Genomic DNA, 16,987 nt, shown 5'->3' on the forward strand with positions numbered 1-16,987 from the left:
TTATTTTCTGGGGTTCCATCGGTGCGCTGATCTACTCGATGTTGTCGTGAACGGATGTTTTCTGACCCAGCTTTGCTGATCAACTCGGGAGCTGAGCCTTTGTTCATCGGCTCGGAACAAGCCCGTCAAGCAGGAAGTCCAGGCCTTTCCTGAAGACGCCGTCCCAGTCATTGTCCAACAGCAGACGAGCACGCTCGATCGTCGGGTATTCTGCGCTGAGATGAGCAAGGCGCTGCTGCCCGGCGAACATGTCTTCGTCCGAAAGGTCGAAGTTCGCACGAGTGATGGTCGCGCCCATCACATAGTTCCAGAGGGACCATATCGCGCCGTTCAAATCCGCCTCCTCGACACCGGCTCTGGATAAGACCCTGCCCAGCAGCTCCAGACGACCGAGGATGTTCGGGCCGAGCGCCCGGCGCGGCAACAGCGACGCCGACCAGGGATGGCGCAGCATGCTGGCGCGCCAGTCTTCAAGCATATGAAAGACCGCCTGACGCCAATCCGGCGATTCGATCATTTGCGACGGTCCGCGATATTCGAGCACCGAGTCGAGCGCGAGATCAAAAACCTCCTCTTTGTTGGCGACGTGCCAATAGAGGCTCATCGCGCCCGAGCCGAGGCGATCGGCCAGCCGACGCATCTTCAATCCCTCGACGCCTTCGGCATCCAGCAGTTCGACCGCGGTCGCTACGATCCGTTCGAGCGAAAGAGGCGGTTCCTGTACGGAGGAGACCGGGGCAGCTTTCCGGTGAGGCCGTTTACCCTGAGTGCCGTCGCGTTTGGCTGCCATGTGTCTTTCCTAAAAGATCGGGACATCGATTTAAGCCGGCGCAGCGACGGATGTCGATCCTCGCAGTTGACTCGTACAATGTACGATGCGATGGAGTCGTACGTTGTACGAGTCACTCTGTTGCCGAAGAGTTAAAAGCGCAATCCAGCAGGCGGCCAGGATGGTTCTTCGCAGTCCTCACGGCCGAAAGAACATCATGTCACACGCAATCAAACATCTGCTCATCGGAGGGCTGATCATCATGACCACAGGAATTCCCAACGCGACGACGGCGAATGAGGGTGACCTCAAGCTGACTATCGTCAATCCAAAAAACCTCTACGATCCCACGCGGAATGGCTATAGCACGGCAGTGATCGTCCCCCGCGGCGCCCGGCTGGCCTATATCTCCGGACAGGGCGGCCAGGACAGCATGGGAGCCTTGTCGGCGGACTTCGCCGTACAGGTTAAGCAGGCCTACGCAAATTTGCGCAGCGCTCTCGACGGCCTCGGCGCAAGGCCGGATCAGGTCGCCAAGCTGACAGTCTTTGTGGTCGATCACGATATGTCCAAGCTCGAGGTGCTGACGCGGAACGTCAAAGACGTGTTCGGCGACGCACTCCCGGCCCAGACCCTTGTCCCCGTTCCCAAACTTGCAATCGATCCGATGCTGTTCGAAGTCGAGGCGATCGTCATGCTTGAATAGTGGCCGCGACTGATCCGCCGGCTGGTCTGATGGAGAAAATTGCAAAATGGCGGAAGAGGTGGGATTCGAACCCACGGTACGGTTTCCCGCACGCCGGTTTTCAAGACCGGTTCCTTAAACCACTCGGACACTCTTCCAAGTATTTGGGAAGCCTGAAGAAAGTCCGTTTCGGTCTTTCCGGTGGATCGGTGGTTTCTGCCGATTTGCTGCCCATTCACTCACAGGCCGGCTTTTTAGCAGCTTTGATGGCAGCGTCAACTTGTTCTGCAGAGAAGCGGCTATGAGAGCCGCTTCTCTCTGCCGCCGTCAGACCAGGACGGTGAAGTTGTCAAATGCGAGCTGTGGAAAGCCCGTCGGCTCGAGGTCGGGCTGAATATCGAAGCGGATAAAATCGACCGCTCCCAGCGCTGCCAACGAAATGTGCTGGCCATCGGCAATGGTGTCACCATAGACCGTCAGCGACATCTCACTCACCTTGTTGCCACCGATATAACCCTCGAAGGTTACGAGAGCATCGACACCTTCATAGGCGGGGTCGAAATTGGTTGCGACGTCGACGCCCTCTATGGTGAAGAGCTTGCCATCAACACGTTCGAAAAACGGATTATAGGGATTGGTGACAACGTACTCGTTGCCGGCGGATTCGGCGACCGCCCAAAGGTTGCCATCGAGTTTGTCGCCAAACTTGAATCCTGCATAGCCCGAGGCGATGTCAGGCAGCCCGGGATATTCCGTGGGAGCATCCTCGAAATCGATCGAATACTGCCCTTGCGGAGGAGTGTGGACTCCGATGTTGAGACTGCCGACATCCGTGCCGCCTTTTCCATCGGAGATCTTGAATGAAAAATTCTCGCCGAAGATCCCGCCGGGCTCAAGCGCGCTCGGATCATTGACCGTGTAACTATAGCTGCCGTTGCTCCAAATCGTCAGCGTTCCGTGCTCACCCTCGATGGTAAGATACCCCGGCTCGCCTGCCTTATTAGGAATTCTCATTCCGTTGACGAACTGAACCTGGAGCAGATCGCCGTCGGAATCCGAGGCGTTGTCGAGAAGGTTTCCTTCGATGGCCTCCGCTGGTGCGTAGTCGTGGACCGACACGTCAGGCACTATTGGTTTGTGATTTGCCATGGCTCGTCTCCTAAAGATGAGCGTGGAAAGGACGCCGGGCTGCGACCCAACGCTGCAAATAAACTTTCTACTCCACTTTGAGTCAAGCAACAAACTACACGCCCTAAGGGAGTGACGGCCGATGCCATTGCCGTGAAGGACACGCAAACAAGAGAGCAAAAGCCGATCTACTACCTTGGGACGAAGGCGCCAGTTGCAGCCAGCGTCCTTAGAACAGCTGCTGCTATCGTCGGTGTGTCGATCCGGTACTTCCCGACCTCTAAAATCCCGCCAACGTTTACCATGTGCTCCGCATCGGCACGCCGATTTCGGCTCTCATTGCAACAGCGGGAGGCCAGGGCGGAGACTTCGCGTTAGCAATTTATAAACCATAATCGTTGGAATTGTCGCTATCGCTGCGAAATCGTTCGTAAATTTGCCACGAACTCAGCAAGATTAAAGTCTCGTTAGGCGGGCGGGGATAAGGCGTTATTGACCCAGGATGGGGCAGAGTTCCTTAACCATAACGATCTTTGAGCGGCGTGGGGCACATGAAACTGGAATACGGGGCGTCTTTCGCAACGACAGCGCGGTGGTTGGCGATATCGGCGATGTGTGCGACGGTTGCGGCATGCGGCACGACACAGGGGGTGCCGAAAAAAAGAGCCCACGGCAAAGAATATTTCTCCGAATCCGAATATGGCGTGAAGGCCAGCCCCCGCGTCGCCACCGGCAACAATATCCCCAAGGGCGGCGGCCGTTACATGGTCGGCAACCCCTATGAGGTGAAGGGCAAGTGGTACTATCCGAAGGAAGATTTCGCCTATAACAAGGTCGGCGTTGCCTCCTGGTACGGCTCGGCCTTTCACGGGCGGCTGACGGCGAATGGTGAAGTGTATGACCAGATGCATCTTTCTGCCGCGCATCCGACCTTCCCGCTGCCGAGCTACGCCCGCGTCACCAATCTCGAGAACGGCTCCTCCATCGTCGTGCGCGTCAACGATCGCGGTCCCTATCACGAAGGCCGCATCATTGACCTTTCCAACAAGACGGCCGACATGCTGGATCTGCAGCACAGCGGCACCGGTAAGGTGCGCGTGCAATATGTCGGCCGCGCCCGCATGGACGGCCATGACATGCCCTATCTGATGGCCTCCTACGTGCCGAAGGGCAGCCGCATTCCCGGCATCAATCCGGAAGGGCAGATCGCAACCGGCGTGATGGTCGCATCCAACAGCCACAAGATCACCCGCGATCAGTTGCAGAACGCCGAAGACTACGGGACGCCGGCTAATGTGCCGGTGCCGATGTCGGCGACCTCCTATGCCGGCTCGACGCCGAGCGCGCGCTACAATGCGGCGCCCGGCCTTGCGCCGGCCGTCCATGTTCTGGTGGCGCCGCCGGCTTCTTCCCCCAATGCCTCGCCGGGCTTCGATCAGATGGTCGTGCTGCCGGAGATCGGTCCCATGCCCTATGAGCGGCCCTATGGCGGTTCTCAGCCTTCCCTCGCTCTCGGCTACCAGAACGAGGCGGTAAAAACGATAACGGTCGATCTCGCCTTCGATGCGGTGATGGTGCGCAATGACGGGCTGACAAAGGCTTCCATCCTTGCCTCGGCCAAGCGCCAGCAGGCAAAATCGGCAGCGCGTTGAGCATGGCGATTGCATCGAATTTCGCCGCGCTCTAACCTTCTCAAAACGCCGTTGACCGATGGGAATTGCGATGCTGAGGCCTGTGCTTCGTCTGCTTGCATGTCTGATGCCGCTCGCCGCCGGCGCACATGCCGCCGATGGGGGCGCAGCCGGTTTTGCCACCAAGGCGGCGCAGGCCTATATGATCGAGGCCTCCACCGGCACGGTGCTTCTCGCCAAGAATGAGGATCAGAGCTTTTCGCCGGCGTCGCTCGCCAAGCTGATGACGATGGATCTGGTCTTCGAGGCAGTGACCAAGGGTCAGATCACGCTCGATACCGAATATCCCGTTTCCGAATATGCCTGGCGCACCGGCGGCGCGCCGTCAAGGACGGCGACGATGTTTGCGGCCCTCAAATCACGCGTGCGCGTCGAGGATCTGATCAAGGGCGTCGCGATCCAGGGCGCCAATGACAGCTGCATCATCCTCGCCGAGGGGATGGCCGGAAGCGAGCAGCAATTCGCGCAGTCGATGACCCGCCGCGCCCGCGAACTCGGGATGGAGAAAGCGGTGTTCGGCAATTCCACCGGCCTTCCGGACGGCAAGAGCAAAGTGACGGCGCGCGAGATGGTGACGCTTGCCGCTGCCCTTCAGCAGTCCTATCCCAATCTCTATCCCTATTTCGCGCAGCTGGATTTCGAATGGAACAAGATCTTCCAGCGCAACCGCAATCCGCTGCTCGGGCTCGATCTCGGCGCCGACGGCCTTGCGACCGGCTTTGCCGAGGGAGAAGGTTATTCGATCGTCGCGTCGGTCCAGCGCGACGGCCGGCGGCTGTTTCTGGCGCTTGCCGGCATCGCTTCCGACAAGGAGCGGACCGAGGAGGCCAAGCGCGTGCTCGAATGGGGGCTGACTGCCTTCGAGAGCCGTCAGATCTTCACCGAGCATGAAGTGATCGGCGCAGCCAGCGTCTATGGCGGCTCGGCGCGCACCGTCGATCTCGTCGCCAAGGTGCCGGTCAGTGTCTATATTCCGATCAGCAACCCCGACCGGCTTTCGGCGCGCATCGTCTATCACTGGCCGCTGATGGCGCCGGTGAAGCCGGATTATCAGGCCGGCACGCTCAGGATTTTCGCCGGCAGCCGGCTGCTCAGGGAAGTGCCGCTCTATACCGCGCAGGCGGTCGGCGAGGGCTCGCTCAGCAGCCGGGCGGTCGACGCCGTGCTGGAACTCGGCGAATCGCTGTTCTTCTCCTGGCTCTGGGACAAGTCCGCCCCCGGCTGAACGCCGGGATGAGGCTCTTGCGCGCAGCGTTTCTTTTCCCGCGTGTCGTTGCCGCACAGTCATGCTCCAGACTTGAATGCCTGACCTTCTGATACAATTTGCGGGGAAGGTGATTATGTCGCCGCCGCGAAAGGTTTTCCTTCCCGATGTCTTCGGATAGATAGAAGAGGCGGGGCGCGCGGGCGTGCGGCGTCCGGAATGCGGGAAGTTGTCATTGTCATCCGGTACGGGACTGTTCGTTACGTTTGAAGGCGGGGAAGGCGCGGGGAAATCCACGCAGATCCGCCGCCTCGCTGAAGCGTTGAAAGGCGAAGGGCATGACGTGCTGGTGACGCGGGAACCGGGCGGGTCGCCGGGCGCGGAAGCCGTGCGCCATGTGCTTCTGTCAGGCGCTGCCGAGGCCTTCGGCACGCGGATGGAGGCGATCCTCTTTGCGGCGGCGCGCAACGATCACGTCGAAGAGGTGATCCGGCCGGCCCTGACATCAGGCAAGATCGTGCTCTGCGACCGCTTCATGGATTCCTCGCGTGTCTACCAGGGCATCACCGGCAATCTTGAGCCCGATTTCATTGAGATGCTGCAGCGGGTCGCCATCAACGGCGTCATGCCGGATTGCACCTTGATATTGGATATTCCCGCGAAGATCGGCCTGGAGCGGGCGCAGAAGCGCAACGCTTCGGACGGTCCCGATCGCTTCGAAAAGGAGCGACTCGAAACGCACGAAAAACGGCGCGAAGCCTTTCTCGATATCGCCGCCCGCGAGCCGGAGCGCTGCCACGTGGTCGACGCCATGCAGACGGAAGAGGCGATCGCCGCCGAAATTCTGGCGATCGTCAAGCGGCTGATGTCGCCCGCAGACCGCGCTCGGATGCCGGAAGCCGCCCATTATGAGTGAAGATCGGCCGGGACTGCTGGACGGCGCCATCTGGCCCGCCGAAAATACCAGGCTGTTCGGCCATGAGGAGGCGGAATCCTTCCTTGCCCAGTCCTACCGATCCGGCAAGGGTCATCACGCCATTCTGATCGAAGGGCCGGAGGGTATCGGCAAGGCGACGCTCGCCTTCCGCTTCGCAAACCACGTGCTCTCGCATCCCGATCCCGACGCGGCGCCGGAGAAGATTGGCGATCCGGATCCCGCTTCCGCCGTCAGCCGGCAGATCGCCTCCGGCGCCTCGCATAATCTCCTGCATCTCGCCCGGCCGGTTGACGAAAAGACAGGCAGGGTGAAATCGGCGATCACCGTCGACGAGGTGCGCCGCGCCGGCAAGTTCTTCTCGCAGACCTCAGGCACCGGCAACTGGCGAATCGTCATCATCGACCCGGCCGACGACATGAACCGCAATGCGGCCAACGCCATTCTGAAGATCCTCGAGGAGCCGCCGAAGCGGGCGCTGTTCCTGGTGCTGTCGCATGCGCCGGGGCGGTTGCTGCCGACCATCCGCTCGCGCTGCCTGCCGCTGAAACTGGCGCCGCTTGCCGACGAGGCACTCGTTGCGGCCCTTGCCCATCTCGGCATAACAGGCGAGGGCAGCGTGCTTTCGGCGGCCAAGGGCAGTGTCGGCGAAGCCTTGAAGCTCTTGAACTATGGCGGCAGCGAAATCATCGCCGGTTATGACGAGGTGCTTTCCGCCGAGGGGCCAGCCGCCCGCAAGGCGATGCACCGGCTGGCCGAGACGCTTTCGGGCAAGGAAAGCGATACGATTTTCGATTTCTTCGTCAGCCACGTCGGCGACGACATCATGAGCCGCGCTCGCGCGGCGGCAGGCGAGGGACAGATCGCCGCGGCCGAACGGCTGGCACGGCTCTACTCGGAGGTTACCGAGCGACTTACCGTCTCCGATGCCTACAATCTCGACCGCAAGCAGACGATCATCAGTATCCTCGCCGATATCAGGCAGCCAAGATTCTAACGGATCAACCGGCCAGCAGCTTCCATGCGACGACGCCAAGTGTCACGGCAAGAACAATGCGAATGATGCGTTCGTGCAGCCTCGGCGCCAGAAGGCTTCCCAGTATGATACCGGGAATCGAGCCGATGAGCAGGGCAAAGAGCATCGCCCAATCGATCTCGCCGATCAGCCAATAGCCGGTGCCGCCAATCAGGGTCAGGGGTACGGCGTGGACGATGTCGGAGCCGACGATTTCGCGCACATCGAGCCTCGGATAGAGCACGAGCAGGATCGTCACCCCCAGTGCACCGGCGCCAACCGAGGTCAAGGTGACAAGCACGCCGAGACAGAATCCGAGAATGACGGTTAGGGCAAGAATGGTCGTCGCTCGCGGCGGCGTGCGTTCGCCGATGGCGCGGCGCGCCAATTGAAGGATCGGGCCGCGAAAGATCAGCATGATCGCGGTCATGACGAGAAGCCAACCGAGGGCTGATGTAATGGTGTTGGTCACGCCGATGCTCTTGCGATCGACACCTGCTAGCAGCCAGAGCATCAGCAAGGCGGCCGGGACGCTGCCGGCGGCGAGACTGCCGACGATCTTCCAGTTGACACGCCCATGCACGCCGTGAACGGCGGTGCCCGCTGTCTTGGTGATCGCAGCATAGAGAAGATCGGTGCCGACGGCAGTTGCCGGATGGACGCCGAAGAGCAGCACCAGCAGGGGTGTCATCAGCGAACCGCCGCCAACGCCGGTGATGCCGACAAGGGCGCCTACAAACAGTCCCGAAATTGAATAGAGAGGCTCGAATGTCAAGCAAGCGCCTCCAACGGCGCCCGGCCACCGGGATTGTGGTAGGTGAAAACTGGCACGTCGTTCGGTCCCGCCTCTCTTTCTGACGACCGGTAAATTGCGTGCGAGACGGAGTCAAGCTCACGACCCCGTGTCCTGGAAATCATGGACCGCAGCGAAACTTGATGTTTCGCTTGACGGTGACATGCGCTAAGAGCGGCTAACCATTGATAGAATAAGCCGGACATTGGCCGCCATGACAGACAAGACACCTTTCTACATCACCACCGCGATTTCCTATCCCAACGGCAAGCCGCATATCGGCCACGCCTATGAGCTGATCGCGACGGATGCGATGGCGCGCTACCAGCGCCTGGACGGCAGGGATGTCTTCTTCCTGACGGGCACCGACGAACACGGCCAGAAGATGCAGCAGACGGCGCGGGCCGAGGGGATCTCCGCGCAGGCGCTTGCCGACCGCAACTCCGGCGAATTCCAGGCAATGGCGAAGCTGCTCAACGCCTCGAACGATGACTTCATCCGCACTACGCAGGAGCGTCATCACGAAACGTCGCGGAATATCTGGAAACTGATGGCCGACAATGGCGACATCTACAAGGACAGCTATGCCGGCTGGTATTCGGTTCGCGACGAGGCCTACTACCAGGAAAGCGAGACGGAGCTGCGCGCCGACGGCGTGCGTTACGGCCCGCAGGGCACGCCCGTCGAGTGGGTGGAAGAGGCAAGCTATTTCTTCAAGCTTTCCGAATACCAGGACAGGCTGCTTGCCCATTACGAGGCCAATCCCGATTTCATCGGTCCGGCCGAGCGCCGCAACGAGGTGATCTCCTTCGTCAAGTCGGGCCTCAAGGACCTGTCGGTGTCGCGCACGACCTTCGACTGGGGCATCAAGGTGCCGAACGACCCTTCGCATGTCATGTATGTCTGGGTGGACGCGCTGACCAACTACATCACGGCGACGGGCTATCTCGAGGACAAGAATGGCCCGAGAGCGAAGTACTGGCCGGCGGATGTGCACATTATCGGTAAGGACATCATCCGCTTCCACGCGGTCTATTGGCCGGCCTTCCTGATGTCGGCTAAGCTGCCGCTGCCGAAACGCGTTTTCGCCCACGGCTTTCTGCTCAACAAGGGCGAGAAGATGTCGAAGTCGCTCGGCAACGTCGTCGATCCGGTCAATCTGGTGAACCATTTCGGCCTCGACCAGGTGCGCTACTTCTTCCTGCGCGAAGTCTCCTTCGGTCAGGACGGCAGCTATAGCGAAGAGGCGATCGGCACGCGCATCAATTCCGATCTCGCCAACGGCATCGGCAACCTCGCCAGCCGGTCGCTGTCGATGATCGTCAAGAATTGCGACGGCAAGATTCCGGAATGCGGTCCGCTGACCGACGAGGACAAGGCGATGCTGGCCCAGGCCGACGCGCTGCATGCATCGACGCGCGAGGACATGAGCAAGCAGCTCATCCATCGCGCGCTCGCCTCGATCATATCAGTCGTTTCGGAGGCTGACCGCTATTTCGCCGGCCAGGCGCCATGGGCGCTAAAGAAGACGGATCCGGCGCGGATGGCCACGGTGCTGTACGTCACGGCCGAGGTGGTGCGCCAGATCGCCATCCTGCTGCAGCCCTTCATGCCGGAATCATCGGGCAAGTTGCTCGATCTCGTCGCCGCGCCTGCCGACAGCCGAGATTTTGCCGCGCTTGGCGAAGCTGGCCGCCTCGTTGCCAGGACGGCGCTCGAAGCGCCGGCGCCGGTCTTCCCGCGTTATGTGGCTCCGGAGGCCTGAGGCCGTGCTGATCGATACCCATTGCCATCTTGATTTCGCCGATTTCGAGGCGGAGCGCGACGAGATCGTCACGCGCGCCCACCAAGCCGGCGTCAAGCAGATGGTGACGATCTCGACGCGCGTGCGCAAGCTCGACGGGCTGCTCGCCATCACGGAGAAATATCCGTCGGTGTTCTGCTCCGTCGGCACCCATCCGAACAATGCCGGCGACGAGTTGGACATTCAAACCGAAGAGCTGGTGCGCCTGGCGAAAGCGCATGAGAAAGTGGTGGCGATCGGCGAAGCGGGCCTCGATTATTTCTACGACACGCAGACACCTGAGGACCAGCAGACCGGCTTTCGCCGCCATATTGCCGCGGCTCGGGAAACGCAGCTTCCGCTCGTCATCCACAGCCGCAGCGCCGATGCCGACATGGCTGACATCCTGACCGAGGAAACGGGGAAGGGGGCCTTCCCTTTCATCCTGCATTGCTTCTCGGCGGGGCCGGATCTGGCGCGGACCGGTGTCGAACTCGGCGGTTACATCTCTTTCTCAGGCATTCTGACCTTCCCGAAATCGGAAGAACTGCGTGAGATCGCCAAGACGATCCCGCATGAACGGCTGCTGGTGGAAACGGACGCGCCCTATCTCGCGCCGAAGCGCTGGCGCGGCAAGCGCAACGAGCCGTCCTATGTCGTCGATACGGCCGAAGTGCTCGCCGAGACGATCGGCCTTTCCTATGCCGACGTCGCACGGATCACGACGGAGAACGCTTTGCGCCTGTTCTCGAAAATGCCAAGGATCTAGCAGGTGCTCTATCGGCGGCGCTTCACCATTCTCGGCTGTTCGTCGTCACCTGGCGTGCCGCGTATCACCGGCGACTGGGGCGCCTGCAACCCCGACAACCCAAGGAATCGGCGCACGCGCGCCTCATTCATGGTGCAGCAATTCGCTCCTGATGGCGGCGTGACGACCGTCGTCATCGACACCGGACCGGATTTTCGCGAGCAGATGATCAGGGCAGGGGCCGACCATGTCGATGCGGTGCTCTACAGCCATCCGCATGCTGATCATATTCACGGCATCGACGATCTGCGCGGCTATTTTCACAATACGCGCCGGCGAGTGCCGATCTACGCCGACCAATTTACGATGGACAGGCTGCGTGAAGCCTTCGGCTATTGCCTGGAGACGCCGCCGGGCAGCAATTATCCACCGATCGTGCTGCCTGTCGTCATTGAAAATCTTGACGAACCCGTCGAAATCCGCGGCCCCGGCGGCAAGATCGATTTTTTTCCGCATATCCAGCAGCATGGCGATATCAATTCGCTCGGCTTCCGCATCGGTGATGTAGCCTATTGCAGCGATATCAGCGATTTCCCGCCGCAGACTGTCGAGAAACTGCGAAATCTCGACGTGTTGATCATCGACGCCCTGCAGTACACCTATCATCCAAGCCATCTGTCGCTGGAACAATCGCTCGACTGGATCGGCCGGCTGAAACCGAAACGGGCGATTCTCACCCACATGCATACGCCGCTGGATTATGATGCAGTGATGGCGCAGACGCCGGACCACGTGGTGCCGGCGTTTGATCAGATGAGCTTCGAGACCGAGTTTCTCGCTTAACCCAGCGCTGCAGCATGCTTACACGCGTGCAGCAGGATCGGGGATTGAGCCCCGACCCTGGGACAGGTCATTGCATATAGGGAAGAACCTCGACGGCGCCGCGATAGATCATGTCGAGCGAGACGTAGAGGATGATCAGCAGACCGATATAAGCGATCCAGCGATGGCGGCCGAGCAGCCGGGCGATCAGGTTCGCGGCAATACCCATCAGCGCGATTGACAGGGCGAGGCCGATGACCAAGACGCTCGGATGTTCGCGCGCAGCACCGGCAACGGCGAGCACGTTGTCGAGCGACATCGAAACGTCGGCAATGACGATCTGGGTTGCCGCCTGGAAGAAGGTCTTTTTCGGCGCGCCTTTGCCGCTTTCCGCTATCTGATCCTCGTTATGGCCGTTGCGAAGCTCGCGCCACATCTTCCAGCAGACCCAAAGCAGCAGAAGGCCGCCGGCCAGCAGCAGGCCGACGATCGCCAACAGATAGACGGCGACACTGGCGAAGAGAATACGCAGAACCGTCGCGGCAAGAATGCCGACGATGATCGCCTTGCGCCGTTGCGTGGCCTCGAGGCCGGCAGCGGCGAGACCGATAACCACGGCGTTGTCGCCGGCAAGAACAAGGTCGATAGCAATGACCTGCAGCAAAGCCGTCAGACCGGCTGCCGTGAAGATGTCCATATGAAATGTCCCCAATGCGTCGAAAGCCGTGCTAGCGTCTCGATGGTTTGACGTCAACCGCCGAAGGCTGGAACAGACGGTGCGATTCACTGCCTGGTGTATCTGAAAAAGGACAGGCGGAAAAGTTATGGAACTGCCATGGAATGCCGCCGATCCGCCCCACTGCCGTGGAACATTCATCTCGGCTGCCGGTTCTTCAAGTCAGAAACCAGGCGTCGGGTCGACGGCTGGAACGAGACATCGAGAGGAGCGTTCCGTGAGCAACATTCACCACGATACCAACCCGGGCTCTTCAGGCCCGATGGGCGGCGGCAGTCTTACCGCATTTTTCGACAGCCGGTCCGAAGCCGAATCTGCGATCTCCCGTCTCGAGGACGCAGGTGTGCCGGTCGCGAGGATCAGATTGATGCCGGGCTATGAAGCGGATGGAAAGAATGCCGGCGCCATAAGCGACGACCGCAGCGGCTTCTTCGACGCGCTGGCCGACTTCTTCTTCCCGGATGAAGATCGCGCGATGTACGCAGAAGGGCTGCGGCGAGGCGGCTTCCTCGTTCAAGTCAACGATATCGACGACGCGCTCTATGAGACCGTTCACGATATTCTCGACGACGAGGGCAGCATCGACATTGATGAGAGGGCAGATCTCTGGTTATCGGAAAGCGGCCGGGAAGGCGGGGCGAATACCGGTTTTGCCGGCACAGCCCGTGGCGGCAGAGCCGCGGACGACCTGGCCGTGTCCGAAAGCGCGTTCGAAACATCATCCGAAGATGAAACCCGACCGGTGGCGATGCGCGACACCACGCATGGAAGCGCCAAGGTCCGCGCCTATACCTATCCCGGAGGCGGCTCGCCATCGACCGATCCTGGCCGGCAAACGCAGACGCAGTCGCAAGGCGGGTCGAGCCAAAGTCAGGGATTCCGACATGATCACTGATGTGTCGGCATGAGGAGCCGGCCTCGTTCGCCCCTGCTGAATAATTGAGGAGACGTCCATGCAATCATCCATCAATCGCGACGGTTTCCTTCCGCCGGATCCCGATGAGCTGGTCGCGGAAGGTGAGCCGCCGTTTGCCGACGCCGCCACCGCGACTGCGCGCGAGAAGGCCGACCACGATCTCGACCTCCTACAGCATGAAGTAAGGCTGTTGCGCGCCCGGATCGGCATCCTGCGCGAGGATGCGGAATCGGCGCTGAGAGCCCAGGCAAACCTGATTGACGCAAGCGCCCATGTCCAGCTCGGCAACTATCCCTGGGCAAAGCTCGCCTTGGCCACGGGCGCGGCTTTCATCGCCGCCAGAATCGTTCGCAGCCTTCCGTTCGGAGTTTTGCTGGCCGGATTTGCCGGCCACCCCTCTGAGACGAGACGGTGGTGAAGGGCTGACCATCTGAGACGCTCGGTCCTCCGACAACTCGGGGCGAGCCGATGTGCCGCCCGTAGTCTGACTGCGGGCCGCACCTCGCAGCTGTTGCCCCAGATTCATTTGTGACATTACCGACCGTAGCCAGCACTGTGCCGCAGGGAGTCTGCAGCCCGGGGAGGGCGCCCCGATGATGCGTCAGCGAGACAAGGATCGGCAATGATCGCAGCTGGGCAACGATCCGCCTGCCTCGGCCAGACAGGTTCGTCGATTGACGGAGATGGCGTGACGCTTCACAAGTGCCAAGCTTCTGGAGCAGAAGCGGCACCGTCCCGGGGATCACGATCACATGCGCAGCAACGACGACCGCCACCGCTTGCGGAAAATATTCACAGTCCTGACGATCGTGTTTTCCACGCTGCTGCCAATCGGCATCAATCCTGCTTCCTCGGCCGAGTCATCCGGATCCTCGGCGCCGATCCGCGTCATCATCGAATTGCCGAATGACGATTCCGGTCGCACTCTGGTCGATCGGATCGTTCCCGGCAATCAGGAGCCCACGCCGCCAGCCGCCCTCTCACCAGAGCCAGCGCCGCCGTCGATCGCGACCTCACTGCAGGATTTGCGCCAGCGCTTGCTCTCGCTCGTCAACGCAGTTCCAACCCTTCCGGGACAGATCGAGGCGGCGATCCGGCTCTTCCAGACAGACAATCGTATCGACCCTGTCGGTCTGATCCTGGCGGTCACACTCTTCGTTGCAGGCGGATTTCTCGCGCAGCGCATCGCCTGGTGGTCGGGGCGAGGGCTCCTTCATTTTATACTGACCGCACCTGCCGACACAGTCCGGCAGCGGATCAAACTGCACGCCGGGCGGCTGTCAATGGGGCTTCTCGCATTGATCGGCTACCTCATCGGAAGCCTCGGCGCCTTTATCCTGTTTCCCTGGCCCGCGGTGTTTCGCGATGTTGCGCTCGTTCTGCTGTCAGCTGCGCTCATGGTGCGCCTCGGCGTGCTGGTGGGCCGCATCGTGATCGCGCCGGGCGCCCGCCTGCCGCATATGCGGCTTGTGACCCTTGTGACGTCGCTTGCGTGGTTCTGGTACTACTGGCTCCTTGCAACGGTCGCTCTGTTGGCAGCCGGCTGGGCCACCATCGAAGTGATACGAACGATCGGGGCTCCGGCCATATTGGTCGATCTTTTTACCGCCGCATGGCTCGCGGTCGTCTCGATTGCGCTGATCGCGATGATTTGGCTGCGGCAGTTCCGTTCCGACGGGCGGCCGGTGAACCGGCTGATCAGCGTCGGCTTCAGCGCAAGCGTTATTCTCTCGTGGCTGTTATGGGTGTCGGGACTGCGTGCTGCATTCTGGACGGTGATCGTCATTGCGCTTCTGCCGCTGACGGTATCAGTAGCGCGCGATATCACTCGGCGCATCATCATAAATTCGCAGGATGAGCGTTCAGTGGACGATCCGGCCGTCTTGGGATGGTCGGTCGTTATCATGCAGACGTTGCGCAACGGCCTTATCGTGGTTGCCGCGCTGCTCATTGCCCGCGCGTGGGATGTCAATCTCGGTGATCTTGCCGCAGCCGAGACGGTGACCACACGTCTGATCCGCGCGGGAATCCGGATCGTGATCGTCTTGCTGGTGACCGACGTCATCTGGAAGCTCGTCAGCACTCTGATCGACACGCAGATGGAAGTGGCGTCGCGAAGCGTGAATGCAGGCCATCAGGAGGGGCCGGAGGCGCGCCGCCGTCAGCGGTTGAATACGCTTCTTCCCATTCTTCGCAATGTGCTGTTCCTCGCGATCGGCGCTGTCGGCTTCCTGATGATCCTGGATGCTGTCGGCATTCAGATCGGGCCGCTGCTTGCTGGCGCTGGTGTCGTCGGCATCGCTGTCGGCTTCGGTGCGCAAACGCTGGTCAAGGACATCATCTCCGGCGTGTTTTATCTGTTCGACGATGCCTTCCGCATTGGAGAATATATCCAGGCGGCAAAATACAAGGGTACGGTCGAGGGGTTTTCGCTGCGATCGATCCGCTTGCGACACCACCGCGGTCCTGTCACCATCGTTCCATTCGGCGAACTCGGCGCGGTGCAAAATCTGAGCCGCGACTGGGTCATCGACATCATTACGCTTACGCTGAACTATGACAGCGACCTCGAGGAGGTCCGCAAGACCATCAAGCGCATTGGCGTCGAGCTTCTGGACGATGCCGAGCTCGGGCCCAACATCATCGAGCCCTTGAAAATGCAGGGCATCGAGCAGATGGCGGATTATGGCGTGCAGATCAGGCTGAAATTCATGTCAAAACCGGGCGAACAGTTTGGCGTCCGCCGAAAGGCGCTTGCCATGCTGAAGAAGACATTCGCCGAAAAGGGCATCCAGTTTGCAACTCCGACGGTGCATGTCTCCGGCGGGACGGCCGATGCAGCGTCATCAGCCGCCGCGTCGGAGCTCCAGAGACCAACAAAACCCATCTCGCCGATTGAGGAGTGACAAACCGCAGGGCTTCCATGCCCCTTGTTTGGAATGCCCGTGGGCGATGTGCGAGTCGAACCTGTCGAGCAATCGACCTAAAGGTACAGCCAGATGATTGATTTCAGGTCACTGACAGAGGCAGATTTTCCGTTATTGTGTGAGTGGCTAAATAACCCTCATATGCGTGCTCACTACCAGAAGACGCCGATAACGATCGAGGAAGTTCAGAGGAAGTATTCCGAACGCCTGAATCCCCGCCATCCTACCCATTGCCATATAGCTTGTTATAACGGGGAGCCTTTTGGAAAATTGCAGTGCTATTTGCTTCGCGACTATCCCGAATTCGCGTCTGAGATGGGCGAGCACGACGGCGTAGCGGTCGACTTATTTATCGGAGATGTGCAGTTCTTAGGGAGAGGCTTGGGGAAAGCTATGCTTCGCTCATATGTGCTGAACGTGGTTCCTTCGCTTTTTCCCGACGACTGCAAATGTTTCATTTGTCACGCTAAAGAGAACAAAATAGCTATTCGTAGTTCGCTGTCCGCAGGTTTTCTGCCGTATCGAGACGTCATCGAGGGCGGAGTGGAAAGTCTGCTACTTTCATTCGACCGACCGAACTAGGCATCTCGGCCTTTTATCCGATAATCTCGTTCGGCGATAAATCCTGCTGACCATTGCGGAGAGACGGTTCGTGGCCAAAAGCAAAGGGTCGGAAATCCGCTCTCATGTTCCATAATCAGTCTTATGCGATTTTTGTTTGTAAGGGCTATTTAGTAATGCGACAGTTGGGCCAGTTAGAGATGCGACAGTCTCGCCTCTCGACGTGCTGGTCAATACCAACGTTGGGAGCAAGGATGGCGACTTCAGCCTGGTGG

Annotated in this window: 16 protein-coding genes and 1 tRNA gene; 12 read left to right on the forward strand and 5 right to left on the reverse strand. The window is 60.2% G+C overall.

The window, feature by feature from the left end:
* Positions 1-103: 103 nt before the first annotated feature.
* On the reverse strand, positions 104-790 hold the full coding sequence (locus QWJ46_RS25700; RefSeq protein WP_302754765.1) for a TetR/AcrR family transcriptional regulator: 687 nt from the start codon (positions 788-790) through the stop codon (positions 104-106).
* A 196-nt stretch (positions 791-986) separates the two neighbouring features.
* Here QWJ46_RS25700 and QWJ46_RS25705 point away from each other — a divergent pair, with 196 nt between their 5' ends.
* Positions 987-1,475, forward strand: a complete 489-nt coding sequence (locus QWJ46_RS25705; protein ID WP_302754767.1) for a RidA family protein — start codon at positions 987-989, stop codon at positions 1,473-1,475.
* Between the two features lie 47 nt (positions 1,476-1,522).
* On the opposite strand, the gene QWJ46_RS25710 is transcribed toward QWJ46_RS25705, so the two are convergent.
* Both QWJ46_RS25710 and QWJ46_RS25715 read right to left on the reverse strand, forming a co-directional pair.
* A tRNA-Ser gene (locus QWJ46_RS25710) sits at positions 1,523-1,612 on the reverse strand.
* Positions 1,613-1,781: 169 nt separating this feature from the next.
* Positions 1,782-2,603 (reverse strand): Ig-like domain-containing protein, encoded by an 822-nt coding sequence (locus QWJ46_RS25715; protein ID WP_302754770.1) that lies wholly within the window; start codon positions 2,601-2,603, stop codon positions 1,782-1,784.
* Between the two features lie 530 nt (positions 2,604-3,133).
* Between QWJ46_RS25715 and QWJ46_RS25720 the strand changes: the two genes are divergently transcribed.
* The 4 genes from QWJ46_RS25720 to QWJ46_RS25735 all read left to right on the forward strand — a co-directional run bounded on the left by QWJ46_RS25720 (position 3,134) and on the right by QWJ46_RS25735 (position 7,408).
* Positions 3,134-4,234, forward strand: a complete 1,101-nt coding sequence (locus tag QWJ46_RS25720; protein WP_302754772.1) for a septal ring lytic transglycosylase RlpA family protein — start codon at positions 3,134-3,136, stop codon at positions 4,232-4,234.
* 70 nt (positions 4,235-4,304) lie between these two features.
* A complete protein-coding gene (locus tag QWJ46_RS25725) occupies positions 4,305-5,498 on the forward strand; it encodes a D-alanyl-D-alanine carboxypeptidase family protein (protein WP_184459652.1) in 1,194 nt (397 codons plus the stop codon).
* Between the two features lie 214 nt (positions 5,499-5,712).
* Positions 5,713-6,393: a dTMP kinase gene (gene tmk / locus QWJ46_RS25730; protein WP_302754773.1), complete on the forward strand. Its 681-nt coding sequence runs from the start codon at positions 5,713-5,715 to the stop codon at positions 6,391-6,393.
* Entirely contained in the window at positions 6,386-7,408 is a 1,023-nt protein-coding gene (locus QWJ46_RS25735; protein WP_302754775.1) for a DNA polymerase III subunit delta', read from the forward strand. The genes tmk and QWJ46_RS25735 overlap by 8 nt, the downstream gene beginning before the upstream one ends.
* A gap of 4 nt (positions 7,409-7,412) precedes the next feature.
* Here the strand turns inward: QWJ46_RS25735 and QWJ46_RS25740 are convergent, their stop codons facing one another.
* Positions 7,413-8,201: a sulfite exporter TauE/SafE family protein gene (locus QWJ46_RS25740; protein ID WP_302754778.1), complete on the reverse strand. Its 789-nt coding sequence runs from the start codon at positions 8,199-8,201 to the stop codon at positions 7,413-7,415.
* Between the two features lie 232 nt (positions 8,202-8,433).
* Between QWJ46_RS25740 and metG the strand changes: the two genes are divergently transcribed.
* The 3 genes from metG to QWJ46_RS25755 are packed head-to-tail and all read left to right on the forward strand — an operon-like array spanning position 8,434 to position 11,593.
* Entirely contained in the window at positions 8,434-9,984 is a 1,551-nt protein-coding gene (gene metG, locus QWJ46_RS25745; protein WP_184459656.1) for a methionine--tRNA ligase, read from the forward strand.
* Positions 9,985-9,988: 4 nt separating this feature from the next.
* Positions 9,989-10,771: a TatD family hydrolase gene (locus QWJ46_RS25750; RefSeq protein WP_302754782.1), complete on the forward strand. Its 783-nt coding sequence runs from the start codon at positions 9,989-9,991 to the stop codon at positions 10,769-10,771.
* A gap of 3 nt (positions 10,772-10,774) precedes the next feature.
* Positions 10,775-11,593, forward strand: a complete 819-nt coding sequence (locus QWJ46_RS25755; protein WP_184459658.1) for an MBL fold metallo-hydrolase — start codon at positions 10,775-10,777, stop codon at positions 11,591-11,593.
* A 67-nt stretch (positions 11,594-11,660) separates the two neighbouring features.
* Here QWJ46_RS25755 and QWJ46_RS25760 read toward each other — a convergent pair whose 3' ends face one another.
* A complete protein-coding gene (locus tag QWJ46_RS25760) occupies positions 11,661-12,269 on the reverse strand; it encodes a TerC family protein (protein ID WP_184459659.1) in 609 nt (202 codons plus the stop codon).
* A 256-nt stretch (positions 12,270-12,525) separates the two neighbouring features.
* Between QWJ46_RS25760 and QWJ46_RS25765 the strand changes: the two genes are divergently transcribed.
* From QWJ46_RS25765 to QWJ46_RS25780, 4 genes are all read left to right on the forward strand, one after another.
* Complete coding sequence (locus QWJ46_RS25765; RefSeq protein WP_302754787.1) at positions 12,526-13,203, forward strand: hypothetical protein; 678 nt, start codon at positions 12,526-12,528, stop codon at positions 13,201-13,203.
* A 58-nt stretch (positions 13,204-13,261) separates the two neighbouring features.
* Entirely contained in the window at positions 13,262-13,642 is a 381-nt protein-coding gene (locus QWJ46_RS25770) for a hypothetical protein (RefSeq protein WP_302754790.1), read from the forward strand.
* 334 nt (positions 13,643-13,976) lie between these two features.
* On the forward strand, positions 13,977-16,130 hold the full coding sequence (locus QWJ46_RS25775; RefSeq protein ID WP_302754791.1) for a mechanosensitive ion channel family protein: 2,154 nt from the start codon (positions 13,977-13,979) through the stop codon (positions 16,128-16,130).
* 93 nt (positions 16,131-16,223) lie between these two features.
* Complete coding sequence (locus tag QWJ46_RS25780; protein WP_302754794.1) at positions 16,224-16,733, forward strand: GNAT family N-acetyltransferase; 510 nt, start codon at positions 16,224-16,226, stop codon at positions 16,731-16,733.
* The last annotated feature ends 254 nt before the right edge of the window (positions 16,734-16,987 follow it).

This window comes from Rhizobium sp. CBN3 (assembly GCF_030518245.1).
GTDB lineage: Bacteria > Pseudomonadota > Alphaproteobacteria > Rhizobiales > Rhizobiaceae > Rhizobium > Rhizobium aethiopicum_A.